This window comes from Shimia sp. R9_2 (assembly GCF_017743735.1).
In the GTDB taxonomy this organism is placed as follows: domain Bacteria; phylum Pseudomonadota; class Alphaproteobacteria; order Rhodobacterales; family Rhodobacteraceae; genus Shimia.
This window is the reverse complement of sequence record NZ_JAGHRO010000002.1, coordinates 184,503-200,535: the sequence shown is the minus strand read 5'-3', so window position 1 is coordinate 200,535 and position 16,033 is coordinate 184,503. Positions and strand designations below refer to the sequence as shown.

Genomic DNA, 16,033 nt, shown 5'->3' with positions numbered 1-16,033 from the left:
GCGGCGCAGTGCTTAGGTAGAGGCAGAAACGCCAGAACGCGGAGGAGGGGCTCATCGCACACGCATCCAAAATCGCCACTTGCTGTTATTGCGGCACCCGCGCCGCCCTAGTGCTGCGCGGCGAGGCCCGGCATGAGCTCGCCTGTTCCAATTGCGGCGCGCCTCTGCATGATCTCAAACACCTGCGCGTGAGCGCGGTGCAGGAGGCAGCGCCCAGAAGCAAAGACAAGGGCGAGAAGCGGCGTAAAGCCAAATCGCCCGACTATGCTGCCTACAGCGCAAAATCGGCCAGCAAGCCGCCAAAGAATAAGAAACGCCCAAAGCGCAAAAAGAAATCCACGGTGGGTTGGTTTTTGAAAGAGGCGTTTGATGTGATTGAAGACATCTTTGATTGAGCCGTTGGCGCGGCTTACCGCATCGCCGCGCCAGCTTCTGCATCTGAAGATAGGCCGCTGTTTCAGGCCCCAAAACCGCTCCGCTAACCAGCTCAATAAGCGCAATTGTAAAGGTTTTGGTAACGCTATCTTCACATGAATCTGATCATCTCTTCACATCCAGTTCTGCGATCTTATGTAGAGTAACAGGAAACACAGCCATCGGAGCCGCTGTGTTTCGCTTCACTGTCCCTCGTTCCGAACCTGCGCCCAAGGTCCCCCCTTGGGCGTTTTTTTGTCTGACATCCGGATGTGCCTGCGCCCATGTGCTTTAGATGTGCTTTAAGCGCGGCGTTGCGAATAAGCGTTTTAAGTCTCACACAGGTGCTCTAGCCTGCCTCCATGAGCGACACAGACGATTTTCTCCGCAAGATTCTCAAACGCAGCAAGGTGATCGCCGTTGTAGGCGTCTCCATGAATACGGTGCGGCCCAGCTACTATGTGGCGCGGTATCTGTCGCTGAAAGGCTATCGGGTCATTCCGGTCAATCCGGGCCATGCGGGCAAAACGCTCTTTGGGGAAACCGTGGTGGCTGATTTGTCCGAAATTTCCGCGCCTGTGGATATGGTGGATATCTTTCGCCGCTCAGAAGCGGTGCCGCCAATTGTCGATCAGGCGCTTACCCATTTGCCCGCGCTCAAAACGATCTGGATGCAGATCGGTGTGGAACATGCCGAAGCGGCGGCCAAGGCAGAGGCGCAGGGGATTGATGTCATTCAAAACCGCTGTCCCAAGATCGAATATCAGCGCCTCTTTGGAGAGCTGCGCATGGGCGGTTTTGCCACCGGTGTGATTTCGTCCAAGCTTTAGCCTTTGAAACGGGGGCTGTGATCAGGCTGCGCTGACGTCCGTATTGCTGCGGTCCAACAGACGGGCCATGACTTTCACCAGCTCATCTTTGCGATAAGGTTTGCCCAGACAGGCATTCATACCCGCCTTCAGATAGGCGTTGGTCTGTTCGGGCAGGATGTTGGCTGATAGCGCCACAATCGGCGTGCGCTGGTTGGGGCCGGGGCCGCTGCGCAGGATCGCTGCCGCTTCCATACCGTCCATATCCAGAAGCTGGATGTCCATCAGGATCAGATCGTAGTGCCGCGTCGCGCAGAGCTGCAGGGCAGGGTGGCCATCATCGACCACATCCATGGTGATCTGCATGCTCTGCAGAAACCGACGCACGATCAGCTGGTTGGTCTTGTTGTCTTCCACCACCAGTACATGGGTGCCGGCAAAATCAGTGGCGGACGGCTCACCTGCGTCACCCACAGGGAGCGCAGACTGGCTCTCCCGTGTATCTGCTTCGATCAGCGGGAAGGTGAACCAGAAGGTGCTGCCTAGCAACGGGGTGCTGTTCACACCAATCCGGCCGCCCAGCAGCTCCACCAGCTCTTTGCAGATCGCAAGCCCCAACCCCGTGCCACCAAACTCGCGGCTGGTGGCGGTGCTGGCTTGCTCAAATTTGTTGAACACCCGGGTCTGGGCCTCCTCGGTGAGGCCAATGCCCCGGTCTGTAACAGAGACCCTGACAAAATCCCCATCCCGGATCATCTCGCAGCGAATGTCGCCCTCTTTGGAGAATTTGATCGCATTGCTCAGCAGATTGGTGATCACCTGATTGAGCCGCACCGGATCCCCGCGCAGGCAGCTTGGCAGGCGCGGGTCCTGATAGACTTTGAGCTCAAGGCCCGCCGCCGTGGCCGCCGCCTGCTGAGACTGAACCGCCGTGGTCAAAAGCGCATCGCGCGCAAAGGGGATCTGCTCAATGGTGATGCCATCCGCCGCGATCTTGGAATAATCCAGCACACCGTTGATCAGCCCCATCAGGTTCCGTCCGGAGCTGCGCCCTATCTGCACCAGCTCTTTCTGTTCCGGGGTCAAATCCGTTTCGTCGAGCAGCTGAAGAACGCCACTTAACCCATTGAGAGGGGTGCGGATTTCATGGCTCATCTTGGCCAGAAACTCAGATTTTTGTGCATCTGCCAGCTGCGCCTCATCGCGCAGCTCTTTGAGGTGGACCTCTTTTTTGTTCACCTCGGTGAAGTACATCGACAGCCCGGCCATCAACGTGCAGAGCGCTGCGGTCATCGCCAATGTGCCTTCTACAGGGAAGGCATCAAACACAATTGAAAGCACCAGAAAATTTGCCACCATCAGTGCCGTTGCAATGCGCGCGCTGAAACGTCCCACAAGGATGAGCAGGATAATGGGCGGCCCGATCAGAAACAGCTCCCGCCGCCAGATGTCAGAGCGATCCGCGATCAGCAGGTATTCCATATGGACCCAGAAGATCGCCACCAGCACAAAGGCAGCCAGACGCATGTTATGGGTCCTGTGCCAGATCGCGGGCACGGTAAAATAGGTCAGGCAAAACAAGTTGGAGATCAGGACCCCATGATCCGGCAGCGTGTCAGAGATATAGTAGACCGGAATGCTGTGCAGCAGGCCGATTGTCCCTACAATCAGGGAAAAGACACAGACCAAGCGTGTCCGGGCGTGGTCGAAATTGTCGTCGACCGCCATCTCCGGCCAAAAGTAGGCAAGGAATGCGCTGGAAATCGCCTTGAGTGGTTTGGTCATGCTCAATCGTACTCGTGATCACTGCCGCTGTAACCCAGCAAGCGTTAAAGCCTGCTGAATACATATAGCGGAACTCTGTTCCAAAATGCGTGAATTATCTATCTCAGGCCCTTGGCAGCAAAGACTTTGTTGCGTTCTTCCCAGACGTAACGCTCATCTTCCAAAACCGGCGCCCAATATAGGTATCCGCCGTACCGCCAGGGGTCGAGCACGATGCCCTCGCGCATGTTGTCGCCCTTAGCACTCACAATGACAGTACTGTGTTCGATGCGAATATTATCATGATTGGCGATGGCGCGGTGCAGCGTCAGACTTTGCAGGTCTTCCTGACGCAGGCGCGCCTCAAGGTCATCGGCCCAGTGCCAGCACAGCCCACGCGGCCTAAGCCCTTGATTGACCTTGGTGTTGTGGATCAGTGGGCCGTCGGTGACGTTATAGACCACGCGCAGCTCCAGCGGGTATTCATAGGCGATACGCGCCACGCGGTTTGCCTCATCGATGTCCACATCAGCATCAAGCGCGAGGATTTCCTGTGCCAGCCCTGCGGGATTCGGCCTCAAGGCCTCTTGGGGCACGCCACATGCTGTCAGAAACAGGGCCGCAATAAGCCCCCAAATCACCAATCCCAAACGTGTCATACCGCCTGCCTCAAATACCAGTTGGCCACCTATAGGAACCCTCCGGACTTGGCAATTGCGGCCCGTATCACGCTTTGGTGCGCGCCGCTTTTTCGGCAATGCCGCTCATGCCTTGCCGCCGCGCCAGCTCCGCCAGCACATCGTCCAGCGCCACATCGCGCGCCTCCAGCATCACCAGCAGGTGAAACAGCACATCCGCCGCCTCATAGGTCAGCTTTTCGCGATCCCCTTTCACGGCTTCAATCACCGCTTCAATGGCCTCTTCGCCAAATTTCTCGGCGCATTTCTCCGGACCCTTGGCCAACAGCTTGGCTGTCCAGCTGCTGTCCGGGTCCGCTTTGGCGCGCTCGGTAATGGTGGCCGCAAGATCGTTCAGAACACTCATGTCAGCCTCATCGGGATACCGGCGTCATGCATATATTGCTTGGCTTCCTGCACGGTGTATTCGCCAAAGTGGAAAATCGATGCGGCCAGCACTGCACTTGCGCCGCCTTTGGTCACGCCTTCCACCAGATGGTCCAGATTGCCGACGCCGCCCGACGCAATCACCGGCACGTTGACCGCATCGCTGATGGCGTTGGTCAGCGGCAGGTTGAAGCCCGCCTTGGTGCCGTCACGGTCCATCGAGGTCAGCAGGATTTCCCCGGCGCCTTTGGCCACCACCAGCTTGGCAAATTCCACCGCGTCAATCGGGTTGCCGTCCTGATCCAGCGCAGCTTTGCGGCCGCCATGGGTGAAGATGCCCCATTTGTTCGGCACGCCGTTCTCATCATGGCCAATGGTCTTGGCATCAATCGCGCAGACAATGCACTGGCTGCCAAATTGCGCTGAGGCTTCCGCAATCACATCGGGGTTGGCGACAGCGGCGGAGTTGAAGCTCACCTTATCGGCCCCCGCCAGCAACAGCCGCCGCACATCGGCCACGGTGCGCACGCCACCACCTACGGTCAGCGGCACAAAGCATTGCTCGGCACAGCGCTGCACCATGTCGATCATCACACCCCGGTTGTCATGGGTCGCATGGATGTCCAGAAAGCAGATTTCATCCGCGCCAGCGGCGTCATAGGCACGCGCGGCCTCCACCGGATCCCCCGCATCGCGCAGGCCAACAAAGTTCACTCCTTTGACCACACGGCCATCAGCGACATCCAGACAGGGAATGATGCGGGTTTTTAGCATTGGGCACCTCTTTGCGCTCTCATACCCGCTTATCTGCGGGACGCCAAGAGCGCGGTTTTTCCGCTTATCGAGAAAACGTGATTGGCAAATCGCGCTATGATGTCGTGACTGATCCCACGATCTCATTTTTGGAGCAGATCACCATGAAAAAAATTCTCATTGCAGGAGCCATTGCCTTGTCTTCCACCCTTCCGGCCCAAGCGGAGCTTTTGTCTGTCCCGTCCAACAAATCGGTCGCACAGACCGTTGATGCGCTGGCCGCCGCCGTGGAAAACGCCGGTGCCAAAGTCTTTGCGCGTGTGGATCACGCAGGCGGGGCCGCCAAAGTGGGCGCAGAGCTGTCGGATGCGGAGTTGCTGATTTTTGGCAATCCGAAGATTGGCACCCCCGCCATGCAGGCAGACATCAAGGCCGGGTTGTTCCTGCCGCTCAAAGTGCTGGCCTATGAGGACGCACAAGGGCAGGTCCACCTGACCTATGAGGACCCAGCGCAGATGTTCGCGGGTCTGGATATTGCCGAGGATGCCGCCTTCATCGCCACCATGCGCGGCGCTCTGGCCAAGCTGACCGCCGCAGCGGCGGGCGAGTAACGTCTCTTGGGGCTGCGGGCGTCAGCCCGCGACCCGACGAAGGGCATCTCGTATGATCAGCACGTGAAAGGGCATGATCGTCGCCAGATACAGGCGGCCTGTCAGATTGTGCCGATGCACCCATGTTGACAGATAGACATGCTCTCCGGTGCTGTAGATCGACACACGGAAATCCAGATGGTGATCGTTGAACCCGGCGATCACCTCCTGATCGTTCTGCGCTTCAATCGGGAAAATGCCAACATGATCCGCGCCCGCATGGGCCACCTCGACATCTGATGCACCTTTGAGGCCCAGCGGTGCCACGAGCTTATTGCGCAGCGCCACCAACACCTGGGCCCAGTCCGGAAAACGCGTGACTTCATCCGCCGCCACACGTGCGGGCAGGGCGCATTTTGCACGATAACAATCCAGAAAGTCGTCCTCTGCCACGCGACTCTGCAGCAGACTGTCCGCTGGCAGCTGCGCTGCGCTGACTTTGGTGAATACGCCCAACATTTTGCAGCTCCTTTTCGTCGCCTCACCTCAAAATCTGGGAGTGCGGGAGCTTTTAAGCCAGAGGACCAATCGTCACGCCTTGGGGGCTGCGCAGCGTCTCAGGTCGGCGGCAATCATCAGGATCAGGGCCAGCATCGCCACAAATCCGATCGGCAGCGTCAGCACAACAAGCCCCGCCTTGGAGTAGGCCGCGTTAAGCTGGCTGGCAATATTGACGCCCTCCACCCAGCAGCCGTTCTGCTGGAGCGCCAGCCCAAAGTCACAGCCGTGTTTTTCCGCCGTGCTTTGGGCCCAATACACATATGCCGCCGGGATCAGGGAGAGGGCCAATATCAGGCCCAGCCCGCCATAGGTGATCCGGCGGCGCAGGCTCATGCCTTCAGAACTTTCAGCGCCTCAGCCAGATCAATCGCCCCGTCATAGAGCGCCCGGCCCGAAATCGCCCCGTTCAGCGCGGCACCACAGTCCTTGAGCGCCTGCAGGTCTTCCAGAGAGCTCACACCACCAGAGGCAATCACCGGGATCGAAACAGCCTGCGCAAGCGCTGCGGTGGCCTCCACATTGGGGCCTTTCATTGCGCCATCGCGCATGATGTCGGTGTAGATGATCGCCGCCACACCTGCGTCTTCAAAGGATTTGGCCAGATCGGTGACCATCACGTCGGTCTCTTCCGCCCAGCCTTTGGTCGCCACTTTGCCGTTGCGCGCATCAATGCCCACAGCCACTTTGCCAGGGAACTCCTTGGCCGCTTCGCGCACCAGATCGGGGTTCTCAACCGCCACGGTGCCCAGGATCACGCGGCTCAGGCCTTTGTCGATCCAGCGCGCGATGGTGGCCATATCGCGGATGCCGCCGCCCAGCTGGGCCGGCACATTGGTCTGTTTCAGGATCTCTTCTACCGGCGCGGCATTCACCGGCTCTCCGGCAAAGGCGCCGTTCAGATCCACCAGATGCAGCCATTCACAGCCCGCGTTGACAAACTCCATCGCCTGCGCGGCGGGGTTTTCGTTGAACACGGTTTCTTTGTCCATGTCGCCATGCAGCAGGCGCACGGCATTGCCGTCTTTGAGGTCGATGGCCGGGTAGAGGATCATAAGCGGGCCCTGTTTTGTCTGAGTGATTGTTGGCCAAGCGTGTGGCACGGTCTTGCTCAAATTGCAACGCGGCTGGGCTTGGTCAATACCGCCGCGTGACCCAAAGTCAGTGTTGATCGGAATCGCCCGCTCGCGCAGTCTTTGCCCAACACGCATGGGAGGAAACTATGAAAAAGACTTTTTTGGCAGCGGCCATGGCGATTTCAGCCGCAACAACAGCCTTTGCAGAGCCTGTTGCAGGCACTTGGAAAACCCAACCCGGTGACACTGGCGGTTACCTGCACGTGAAAATTGCGCCCTGCGGCAATGCTGTTTGCGGAAATATTGACAAGGCCTTTGACGCCAGCGGCCAAGCCATTGCCAACTATGAACATCAGGGCAAAAAGATGCTCTGGGACATGAGCGCAGATGGTGGTGGGGCCTATTCTGGAGGCAAAATCTGGGCGCCGGATGCGGACAAAACTTACAAGTCCAAAATGACACTCAAAGGCAATACGCTCACAGTCAAAGGCTGTGTGGCCATTATCTGCCGCGGCCAAGACTGGACGCGTATCAACTGATCTTGGCTGAACCAGTTAGAGAAAGGCGCAGAGCAATCTGCGCCTTTTTTGTTTGCGGTTCAGGCTTGAGGACGCGCCCGTTTTTACAGCGCGCCTGTGTATTCGCCACGCGCCGGATAGTTGTTGGCAATCGCAAAATCCAACGCCCCCACCAGTTCCGAAAAATGCGGCCGCACAAATGGCATGGTCTGCACAGAACCGTAGTAAAGCGCCTGCTCAGGGCTCACCATAAACAGCCCGGGCTCGGAAAAAAGGGCCGGTTCTTCAATCCCGATTGACGTCTTGCCACGCGACGTGGAGATGTAGAGGCCCCATTCCTTGGCCTTGGTCAGCGGCAGATCGTAGGCAAACCGCAACCGTTTGGCCTCAATCTTCTCCACCATCTCTGCCGCGCGCTCCTCGCCATCGCTGCTGACCGCCACACAGGTCACCCCGCGCTCGGCAAAAGCATCAACCAGCTTTTCCAGCTCTTTCAGATAGTTGGCGCAAATCGGGCAATGCAGACCGCGGTAAAAACACACCACAGTGCCGCGCTCTGAGCCTTCACTGGCCAAATCAAACGTGCCGCCGCCCACAAGCGGCAATGTCAGGTCGGGGGTCTTCTGGCGGGGAATGAGCATGAGTAACTCCTGGTAACGGTTAAAAAAAACAGCATGCTTGTGTTATTGCAGTATTCTGGGCACATTAAATCCGAATAATCGTGCTGAAAATCCGAGGTGCCCTTGGACCGTTTAACCACATTAATGGATAAATTTCACCTAACGGTGCGCAGCGCCCCGCTTGAGCGCGCCAATCTGCTGGTCTTTGGCGATGACGACGGGGCTCCGCTCGACGTGGTGTTCTGGCCGCGGGGCCGCAAGGGACAGGTCGCGGACACGGCCGCGATCTTTGCTGCGGAGGTTGACTGGATGGGGCGCTCAAATCCGCTGATGGCGTCTTTGCCGGAAACGCTGCGTTATGATCTGCGCGATGAAGGGGACAGCCGCGCGCTGGTGCGGCTGATGGCCGAGGAAACCGCAGGCAACCGCTGCGGCGCGCAATCGGTGGTCAACCGGCTCGGTGAAGCATTGATGGTGCGGCTGCTGCGCGATCAGATTGCCAAAGGCAGCACCGAGGCCGGGTTGCTGGCCGGGCTGGCCGACCCGCGCCTGTCCCGCGCCATTGTGGCGATGCATGATCAGCCCAGCCACCTCTGGAGCAACGCGGATCTCGCCGCGCAGGCGGGGCTTTCCCTGTCGCGCTTCTCAGAGCTCTTTGCCGCCACGGTCGGGGAAACCCCGATGGGCTATCTGCGCCGTTGGCGTTTGATTCTGGCCCATCAGGATATTCTGCGCGGCGATCGTGTCGATGCCGTGGCGCGCCGCTATGCCTACGCCAGCCCGGAGAGCTTTACCCGCGCCTTTCGTAAAGCCCATGGCGCAGCGCCATCTTCCTTGCGCGCCGCCTGAGGCCCCTGCGGCCCCACACGCCCCTATCCAAGGCGGCGCTTACGGCGCCCACTTCAGGAAGTTGCCAATCATCCGCAAACCGATGTCCTGGCTCTTCTCCGGGTGGAACTGCATGCCCACCATCGTATCGCGCCCAATGATCGCGGTCACGTCGCCCCCATAGTCCACATGCGCCAGACGTTCCTCGGCCTTGGTCACGTGGAATTGGTAGGAGTGTACAAAATAGGTGTGATCGCCGCTCTTGATCCCATCTAGCAGCGCGTGCGGGTGGTCAATCACCAGATTGTTCCAACCCATATGCGGCACTTTTAGGGAACTGTCTTCTGGCGTGATGCGTTTCACATCGCCTTCGATCCAGCCCAGTCCCTCGGTCAGCTCATATTCATGGCCCCGGCTGGCCATCAGCTGCATGCCAACGCAGATGCCCAGAAACGGACGGCCTTTGGTTTCGACCGCTTCCACCATGGCGTCATAAATGCCTTTGTGTCCGCGCAGCTCTGCCGCACAGGCGGGAAAGGCTCCGTCACCGGGCAGTACAAGACGATCTGCCTTGGCTACCACATTCGCGTCAGAGGTCACCACAACCTCACCGCCATCCACCTCCGTCGCCATGCGCTGGAAGGCTTTCTCGGCAGAGTGCAGATTGCCGGATTCATAGTCGATGATCGCTGTCAGCATAAGCGAACCCTCTAAATGTCTTTTTTAGTCGTAGCTGTAGGGTGCGCTCTCAGAGCGCACCTTTGGTCGAAGGGATCGCATCCGCCTTGCGCGGGTCCACCTCAACCGCTTCGCGCAGCGCGCGTGCCACCGCTTTGAAGGCGGCTTCGGCGATATGGTGACTGTTGAACCCGTGGATCTGGTCCACATGCAGGGTGATGCCGCCATGGGTCGCAAACCCCTGGAAGAACTCGCGCACCAACTCGGTGTCAAAGGAACCGATCTTCTGGGTTGGCATCTCAAGGTTCCAGATCAGGAAAGGCCGCGCGGAGAGATCCAGCGCGGCCCGAACCTGCGCATCATCCATCGGCAGGTGGCAGGTGGCATAGCGGCGGATGCCTTTCTTGTCACCAAGCGCCTGCGTCAGCGCCTGACCCAGCGTGATGCCCACATCCTCAACGGTGTGGTGGTCATCAATGTGATAATCGCCCTCGGCGCGGATCGTCATGTCAATCAGGCTGTGGCGCGACAGCTGGTCCAGCATATGGTCAAAAAAGCCCACACCGGTTTTGTTGTCATAGGTGCCGCTGCCATCCAGATTGATGTCCACGGTGATTTTGGTTTCCGCGGTGGCGCGGGTCACGCTTGCCTTGCGCATGGGAGACGTCCTTCGCTCTCTGTATTGCCGCGCCCTTATAGGGGCGGGCAGGGGGCAGGCCAAGGGGGCGGATTTTCAGATTGTGAGGCAGGTGGCATTTGTGCCAGTTTGAGGCCAAATCAAATGAGGGCCTTCATGACCACCTGCGTCTTTATCCAGATCCGCTGCAAACCCGGCACCACCTACCGCGTCGCCGAAGAGATTGCGCTGAAGGAAATCCACTCCGAGCTGCATTCCACCAGCGGTGACTACGACCTCCTGATGAAGCTCTATATTCCGGAAGGCGAAGACGTGGGTAAGTTCATCAACAGCCACATGCTCGACATTCCCAACATCGAGCGCACGCTGACGACGCTGACGTTTAAGGCGTTTTGATCGCATAAGCCGCAGGGCACAGCGGAGGGTTGCCCCCATTGGAGGCCTTCGGCGAGAGTATTTTTGGCAGAATGAAGGCTCAGCCTAGGTGAGCTTTCCGCCAATCCAGGTTGCCGCAATCGCGCGGTCATCTCCCATCATGACGGTCGGGAAGAGCGCTTCCCAGAGATCCTCTGCCCGCGCGCTGCGTTGGGCAATCTCGGGTGTGCTGGCGAGGTTCAGCACCACAATGTCAGCCTCCATACCCGCCGCCAAATTGCCGATCTGATCGGCCATATGCAGGGTCTGCGCGGAGCCTTGGGTGGCCAGCCACATCAGCTCGGCCGCATGCAGCGGGTGGTGGCGCAGCTGTGCCACCTCATAGGCCGTCGCCAAGGTGCGCAGCGTGGAAAAGCTTGACCCGCCGCCGGTGTCGGAGGCAAGCCCGATCTTCTGCCCTTGGGCCATCAGCCCTTTGAGGTCAAACAGCCCCGAGCCAATAAACGTGTTGGAAGTGGGGCAATGGATCAAACCCGCGCCAACCTCGCGCAGCCGGTCTTTCTCTCGCGGCTCAAGGTGGATCGCATGACCATAAAGCCCGCGCGCATCCAGCAGGCCGAACTGCTCATAGGTATCAAGATAGTCCCGCGCCTCAGGGAACAGTTCGCCCACCCAGGCGATCTCATCGGTCTGCTCGCTCAGGTGGGTCTGCATCAGGCAATCGGGATGCTCGGCCCAGAGCGCGCCAAGCGCCTCTAGCTGCTCGGGCGTGGAGGTTGGCGAAAACCGCGGCGTGATCGCATAGCTGATCCTGCTTACACCGTGCCACCTCTCAATCAGCGCCTTGCTGTCGTCATAGGCGCTCTGCGGCGTGTCGCGCAGCCCGTCAGGCGCATGGCGGTCCATACAGGTCTTGCCCGCCACAACCCGTTGCCCCCGGCGCTGGGCCTCGCTGAAAAACGCCTCCACCGACTCCGGATGGCTGGTGCCATAGCTCGCCATCGTGGTGACACCGTGCCGGGCTGTCAGATCAAGATAGGTCTTGGCAATTTCATCCGCATAGGCGCGATCTTTGAACCGCATCTCTTCGGGGAAGGTGTAGCTGTTGAGCCAGTCAATCAGCCGCTTGCCCCAGCTCGCGATGATCCCGGTCTGGGGGTAATGCACATGGGCATCCACAAAGCCTGCACAGATCAGCTGATCGCCATACTCCACCACCTGTGCCTCCGGATGGGCGGCCTTCAGCGCTGCGCCATCCCCAACCGCGGCGATCTTGCCGCCCTGTATCAAAACGCCCCCATGGGTCAGGTGCCGCACCGCGCTCTCAATTGGCGTTTCAAACGGGCTCGCGTCAAAAGACAGGGTCTGACCAAGCAGCAAAACAGGAGGGGTCATCACGGCAAACTCCGCAGTATCGGGTATCATTTGATCACGGGGCGCAGGCCGCTCTTAGAGCGGGCCTTTTTTGGCGTCAAAACCGTCGCATCCCATTGAGTTCTCTCCCTGCTTTAAACTATGGTCCGGGCCAAGTCCAAGCCTTGCCAGAGGGCTGGGCGGATCAGAGCAAACGCCCCGCAGCCACCGATGACATTCGCGGCGCTCAAGCGGCAGAACGAGAGAGCAGGTGTCATGACCCAAGCCATCGATCAGACCGCCGAGATTACTGCTGAGACCGAAGAGCAGGACGACTACACCCTGAGCCCGAAACTGGTGGCCGGTGTGCTCTACGCCATTGAGGCGGGTGACCGTGCCACGCTGCTGGATCTGATGGAGCCGCTGCACGCGGCGGACATCGCCGACCTTCTGGAACAGATCAACGCCTTTGACCGCCGCCGCCTTGTGCAGCTTTACGGGGCGGAGTTTGACGGGGAGATCCTCTCCGAACTGGATGAAGGTCTGCGCGAAGAGGTGATGAACGTCCTGCGCCCGGATGTTCTGGCCGAAGCGGTGCGCGATCTGGAAAGCGATGACATCGTTGATCTGGTCGAAGATCTCGATGAGCCACAGCAGGAAGCCATTCTTGACCAGCTTGAGGATGCCGACCGTGTCGCGGTGGAACAGGCGCTCAGCTATCCGGAGAACACCGCCGGCCGTCTGATGCAGCGCGAGACCGTGTTTGCCCCGGAGCACTGGACGGTGGGGGAGACCATCGACTTCCTGCGCAACGCCGAAGAGCTGCCGGAGCAGTTTTACCATGTGATCCTTGTCGACCCGCGCATGAAGCCTGTGGGCAATGTCACGCTGGGCAAGCTCATGTCGGCGCGCCGCGAAGTGCTGATGGCGACATTGGTGGAAGAGGTCTTTCAGGTCATCCCGATCACACAGGACGAAGAAGACGTCGCCTATGCCTTCAACCAGTATCACCTGATCTCCGCCCCTGTGGTGGATGAGGACGAGCGTCTGGTGGGGGTGATCACCATTGATGACGCCATGGTGGTGCTGGATGAGGAACACGAAGAGGACATTCTGCGCCTCGCCGGTGTGAGCGATGAATCGAGCCTCTCAGACACGATCTTCAACGCCGCCAAGGGTCGTGCCACATGGCTGTTTGTGAACCTGCTGACCGCCATTTTGGCCTCAGGCGTGATCAACCTCTTTGCCGATACGGTGGATCAGATGGTGGCGCTTGCGGTGCTGATGCCGATTGTCGCCTCCATGGGCGGGAATGCCGGGACGCAAACCATGACGGTGACCGTGCGCGCGCTCGCCACCAAAGACCTCACCGCACAAAACGCCATGCGGGTAATCTGGCGGGAGCTTTCTGTGGGCGCGCTCAATGGGGCGCTCTTTGGCTTCATCATGGCGCTTGTGGCAGGCGCGTGGTTTGGCGTGCCGATGCTGGCTGTGGTGATTGGCGTGGCCATGCTGCTCACCCAGATTGCCGCCGCGCTGGGCGGCATCCTGATCCCCATGGCGCTCGACCGTATGAACATCGACCCGGCTCTGGCCTCCGGCCCTTTTGTCACCACGGTGACAGATGTTGTCGGCTTCTTCCTTTTCCTCGGGCTTGCCGCCCAGGTCCTTTTGTGAGTGACTGACCATGACCCCTGAAATGACATTGAACGATCAGAAAGCCGCCGCCCGCAAAGCCGCATTTGCCCGCCGCAAGGAGGCCTTTGCCATGGCAGGCCCCGGTCAGGCCGGGCATCTCTCTGAAGTGCTCGCAGGCCATCGTGGCGTGCCGCTGGCGGGCTATATGCCGATCCGCACAGAGATTTCGCCGCTGGCCGCCATGGCAGAGGCCGCGGCCCATGGCCCGGTCGGGGTGCCTGTCATTCAGGGCGAAGCCATGCCGCTCAAATTTTCCCGTTGGGAACCTGATGCGCCGCTGCGCGATGGACCGTTTGGGGCCAAGGTGCCAGAGGTGGATGATTATTTTGAGCCGGAAATCGTGATTGTCCCGCTGGTGGGCTTTGATCTCAAGGGCGGGCGTCTGGGCTATGGTGGCGGCTTTTATGACCGCACGCTGGAGCTGCTGCGCAGCCGCCGCGCCACATTGGCAATCGGCTTTGCCTTTGAAGAGCAAATGGCCGAGGCCCTGCCGCTGGAAGCCACCGATCAGCCACTGGATATGGTGATCACCCAAAGCCGGGTGATCGAGTTTTCTCGCTGATCAGGCACCGCCCGTCGTGCCACATCGCACGCGCTGGGCGATGTGATCGTAAGGATCAGGTTGCCCGTTTAAATCAGGTCGCCTGCGTGCGGAAGTATTCCCAGCCATCCACCGCCTGACCGCTTGGCAGGATGCAATAGCCCACGGCATTGCCCTCCGCATCTTGGCGGATCTCATACTGGTTGCCCTTGTCCACACAGAGCGTCGCCGCCGGATTGGCCAGATTGGTGGGATCATTGGGGTAAGGCTCGGTGCAGCCCGCAAGGGCGAGGGCACCAGCGGCGGCAGTCAGGGCTAGGATGGGTTTCATAATTCACCTGTGGTTGGAATGACTTGCCCCAAGATACCGCGTCAGGCGCATAGGGCAAGATTGGATGTGGTCTGGGTGGTCCGGCGCTGTTGTCGCTGGCAAAATGTGGCTTGCGCAGTCTTTCCGCAGTTCGCGCCAAATTCAGCCATAATTGGTTGTGATTAGTTCCCATACACGCATAGCGAGTTTGGAACTATGATCAAAGATCTGGCGCAGGCCCTTCAGGTTGTCCTTGTGTTTGACAATACACGACAGTTCAAGCGCCAGTTCAAAGCGCTTGAGCGCCTCAATCCACGCCTGCAGGACGCGCTTAAGGACCATGGTCCTTGGACCAGCTTGAAAGGCTATAACTCGCCTCATCATCTGGGGCTGGCGACGGATCAGGTGAACGTCACGCTGGAACGGTTTGACAAGCCTTTACCGCAAGAGGGGTTTTCTGCGGTGTTGTCCAACGCGCTTACAGCGGCGCTGCGCCCTGATCTGTTTCAGGCGGTCAAACAGCACAAGCGGGCCATCCTGATTGAGGTCGCTCCGGGCTCTGTGCCCGGCTTTGCCGCTGCACTGGCCAACAGTGGCGCGGACAGCGACTTCATTGCCAGTCTCGGCCCCATGTTGGGGGATGTTGCCAACACCGACAGCTTTGAGCGTCGGTTGCTGATTGCCCAGACCGTTGCCACGGCCTTGATAGGCGAGATGATGCCCTCTGCGGTGCACTGGTGTCAGTCCCATCAGCTGCTGGACGGGGCCACATTTGTGAAACTGGCCTCCGTCGGCTTTAATCCTGTGCTCTATGTCGCGCCCTTTCCCTTTGGGGCTGGGGCAGGGCCTGACGGCACCCAGAAGGTCGGCCTGCGCGCCATCGGGTCACAGCATTTTCTGGGAAAAGAGGTGATCTTTGCCCCGGACGCCACTGAACCGCAGCAGCTGTTTCAAAACCATCAGCATATTCTGGAGTTCCTGACCTATTGCCGCGCGCTGGGACGCATTCTGGGCGATATGGAAACCTTCAGCTATGATGAGCCGGGGGCTGATGTGATCGAGGTGCGCCACAATGCAGACAATCCCCAGTTTCCCAACGGCTACATAGAGCTGCGCAGACGGTTGCCCGACGCGCCCAAGCCCCGCAGTGTGGTGACCACACAAATGCTGAGCGAACAACAGCTCAGCGCGGCGGTGCGTGGTGACCGCAACGCCCTGCCGAAAAACACGCAGCAACCGGCAGAGGTCGGCCCCCAAAGCCTGCGCAGTAAGCTCCGATTCCTCTATGCCACCCTGCGTTATCACAGGGTTGGCCGCCTGCTTGCAGGGCTTGTGTTTCTCTACATCCTCTTCACCCAATTCCCCGCGCCAGAGTTTCTGGTCGCCTATGTGGAGGGCCGGTGACTGGGCCGCTGATTGGTGCGCTGATTGGTGTGCGGGGCCACAG

General features: G+C 59.3%; 21 protein-coding genes. 9 read left to right on the top strand and 12 right to left on the bottom strand.

The window, feature by feature from the left end; genetic code table 11:
* Positions 1–53 precede the first annotated feature (53 nt).
* Positions 54–395, top strand: a complete 342-nt coding sequence (locus J7400_RS21165; protein WP_348539437.1) for a hypothetical protein — start codon at positions 54–56, stop codon at positions 393–395.
* Positions 396–776: 381 nt separating this feature from the next.
* Entirely contained in the window at positions 777–1,244 is a 468-nt protein-coding gene (locus J7400_RS05540) for a CoA-binding protein (protein WP_209060610.1), read from the top strand.
* Positions 1,245–1,265: 21 nt separating this feature from the next.
* On the opposite strand, the gene J7400_RS05535 is transcribed toward J7400_RS05540, so the two are convergent.
* The 4 genes from J7400_RS05535 to hisF form a co-directional block, all read right to left on the bottom strand.
* The gene (locus tag J7400_RS05535; protein WP_209060609.1) at positions 1,266–3,008 is read right to left on the bottom strand and encodes an ATP-binding protein; all 1,743 of its coding nucleotides are present in this window, start codon (positions 3,006–3,008) and stop codon (positions 1,266–1,268) included.
* Positions 3,009–3,106: 98 nt separating this feature from the next.
* Positions 3,107–3,646 (bottom strand): hypothetical protein, encoded by a 540-nt coding sequence (locus tag J7400_RS05530; RefSeq protein WP_209060608.1) that lies wholly within the window; start codon positions 3,644–3,646, stop codon positions 3,107–3,109.
* A gap of 67 nt (positions 3,647–3,713) precedes the next feature.
* Positions 3,714–4,031, bottom strand: coding sequence for a phosphoribosyl-ATP diphosphatase (locus J7400_RS05525; protein ID WP_209060607.1), 318 nt, complete (start codon positions 4,029–4,031; stop codon positions 3,714–3,716).
* A complete protein-coding gene (gene hisF / locus J7400_RS05520; protein ID WP_209060606.1) occupies positions 4,028–4,825 on the bottom strand; it encodes an imidazole glycerol phosphate synthase subunit HisF in 798 nt (265 codons plus the stop codon). Before hisF ends, J7400_RS05525 begins: the two co-directional genes overlap by 4 nt.
* Positions 4,826–4,968: 143 nt before the next feature.
* Between hisF and J7400_RS05515 the strand changes: the two genes are divergently transcribed.
* Complete coding sequence (locus J7400_RS05515; protein WP_209060603.1) at positions 4,969–5,415, top strand: DUF302 domain-containing protein; 447 nt, start codon at positions 4,969–4,971, stop codon at positions 5,413–5,415.
* Between the two features lie 21 nt (positions 5,416–5,436).
* Here the strand turns inward: J7400_RS05515 and J7400_RS05510 are convergent, their stop codons facing one another.
* The 3 genes from J7400_RS05510 to hisA form a co-directional block, all read right to left on the bottom strand.
* Positions 5,437–5,913, bottom strand: a complete 477-nt coding sequence (locus tag J7400_RS05510; RefSeq protein ID WP_209060601.1) for a DUF2867 domain-containing protein — start codon at positions 5,911–5,913, stop codon at positions 5,437–5,439.
* 72 nt (positions 5,914–5,985) lie between these two features.
* Positions 5,986–6,288, bottom strand: coding sequence for a hypothetical protein (locus J7400_RS05505; RefSeq protein ID WP_209060599.1), 303 nt, complete (start codon positions 6,286–6,288; stop codon positions 5,986–5,988).
* Positions 6,285–7,007, bottom strand: coding sequence for a 1-(5-phosphoribosyl)-5-[(5-phosphoribosylamino)methylideneamino]imidazole-4-carboxamide isomerase (hisA, locus tag J7400_RS05500; RefSeq protein ID WP_209060597.1), 723 nt, complete (start codon positions 7,005–7,007; stop codon positions 6,285–6,287). Before hisA ends, J7400_RS05505 begins: the two co-directional genes overlap by 4 nt.
* A 167-nt stretch (positions 7,008–7,174) precedes the next feature.
* Between hisA and J7400_RS05495 the strand changes: the two genes are divergently transcribed.
* Positions 7,175–7,567: a DUF2147 domain-containing protein gene (locus J7400_RS05495; protein WP_209060595.1), complete on the top strand. Its 393-nt coding sequence runs from the start codon at positions 7,175–7,177 to the stop codon at positions 7,565–7,567.
* Positions 7,568–7,650: 83 nt separating this feature from the next.
* Here the strand turns inward: J7400_RS05495 and J7400_RS05490 are convergent, their stop codons facing one another.
* Positions 7,651–8,187 carry a peroxiredoxin-like family protein gene (locus J7400_RS05490; RefSeq protein WP_209060594.1) on the bottom strand — a complete coding sequence of 179 codons (537 nt, stop codon included), beginning with the start codon at positions 8,185–8,187 and terminating at the stop codon, positions 7,651–7,653.
* Between the two features lie 123 nt (positions 8,188–8,310).
* Between J7400_RS05490 and J7400_RS05485 the strand changes: the two genes are divergently transcribed.
* Entirely contained in the window at positions 8,311–9,015 is a 705-nt protein-coding gene (locus J7400_RS05485; RefSeq protein WP_247738641.1) for an AraC family transcriptional regulator, read from the top strand.
* A gap of 39 nt (positions 9,016–9,054) precedes the next feature.
* Here the strand turns inward: J7400_RS05485 and hisH are convergent, their stop codons facing one another.
* Complete coding sequence (hisH, locus tag J7400_RS05480; protein WP_209060592.1) at positions 9,055–9,693, bottom strand: imidazole glycerol phosphate synthase subunit HisH; 639 nt, start codon at positions 9,691–9,693, stop codon at positions 9,055–9,057.
* Between the two features lie 49 nt (positions 9,694–9,742).
* A complete protein-coding gene (hisB, locus tag J7400_RS05475) occupies positions 9,743–10,330 on the bottom strand; it encodes an imidazoleglycerol-phosphate dehydratase HisB (protein ID WP_209060591.1) in 588 nt (195 codons plus the stop codon).
* Between the two features lie 135 nt (positions 10,331–10,465).
* Between hisB and J7400_RS05470 the strand changes: the two genes are divergently transcribed.
* A complete protein-coding gene (locus J7400_RS05470) occupies positions 10,466–10,705 on the top strand; it encodes an Lrp/AsnC ligand binding domain-containing protein (RefSeq protein WP_209060590.1) in 240 nt (79 codons plus the stop codon).
* 84 nt (positions 10,706–10,789) lie between these two features.
* Here the strand turns inward: J7400_RS05470 and guaD are convergent, their stop codons facing one another.
* The gene (gene guaD, locus J7400_RS05465) at positions 10,790–12,079 is read right to left on the bottom strand and encodes a guanine deaminase (protein ID WP_209060589.1); all 1,290 of its coding nucleotides are present in this window, start codon (positions 12,077–12,079) and stop codon (positions 10,790–10,792) included.
* A 234-nt stretch (positions 12,080–12,313) separates the two neighbouring features.
* On the opposite strand from guaD, the gene mgtE reads away from it, so the two are divergent.
* Positions 12,314–13,714 (top strand): magnesium transporter, encoded by a 1,401-nt coding sequence (gene mgtE / locus J7400_RS05460; RefSeq protein WP_209060588.1) that lies wholly within the window; start codon positions 12,314–12,316, stop codon positions 13,712–13,714.
* Between the two features lie 22 nt (positions 13,715–13,736).
* Positions 13,737–14,297, top strand: a complete 561-nt coding sequence (locus J7400_RS05455; protein WP_209062000.1) for a 5-formyltetrahydrofolate cyclo-ligase — start codon at positions 13,737–13,739, stop codon at positions 14,295–14,297.
* A gap of 73 nt (positions 14,298–14,370) precedes the next feature.
* Here the strand turns inward: J7400_RS05455 and J7400_RS05450 are convergent, their stop codons facing one another.
* Positions 14,371–14,607, bottom strand: coding sequence for a DUF333 domain-containing protein (locus tag J7400_RS05450; protein ID WP_209060586.1), 237 nt, complete (start codon positions 14,605–14,607; stop codon positions 14,371–14,373).
* A 195-nt stretch (positions 14,608–14,802) separates the two neighbouring features.
* Here J7400_RS05450 and J7400_RS05445 point away from each other — a divergent pair, with 195 nt between their 5' ends.
* Positions 14,803–15,990 (top strand): hypothetical protein, encoded by a 1,188-nt coding sequence (locus J7400_RS05445; RefSeq protein WP_209060584.1) that lies wholly within the window; start codon positions 14,803–14,805, stop codon positions 15,988–15,990.
* Positions 15,991–16,033: the final 43 nt, after the last annotated feature.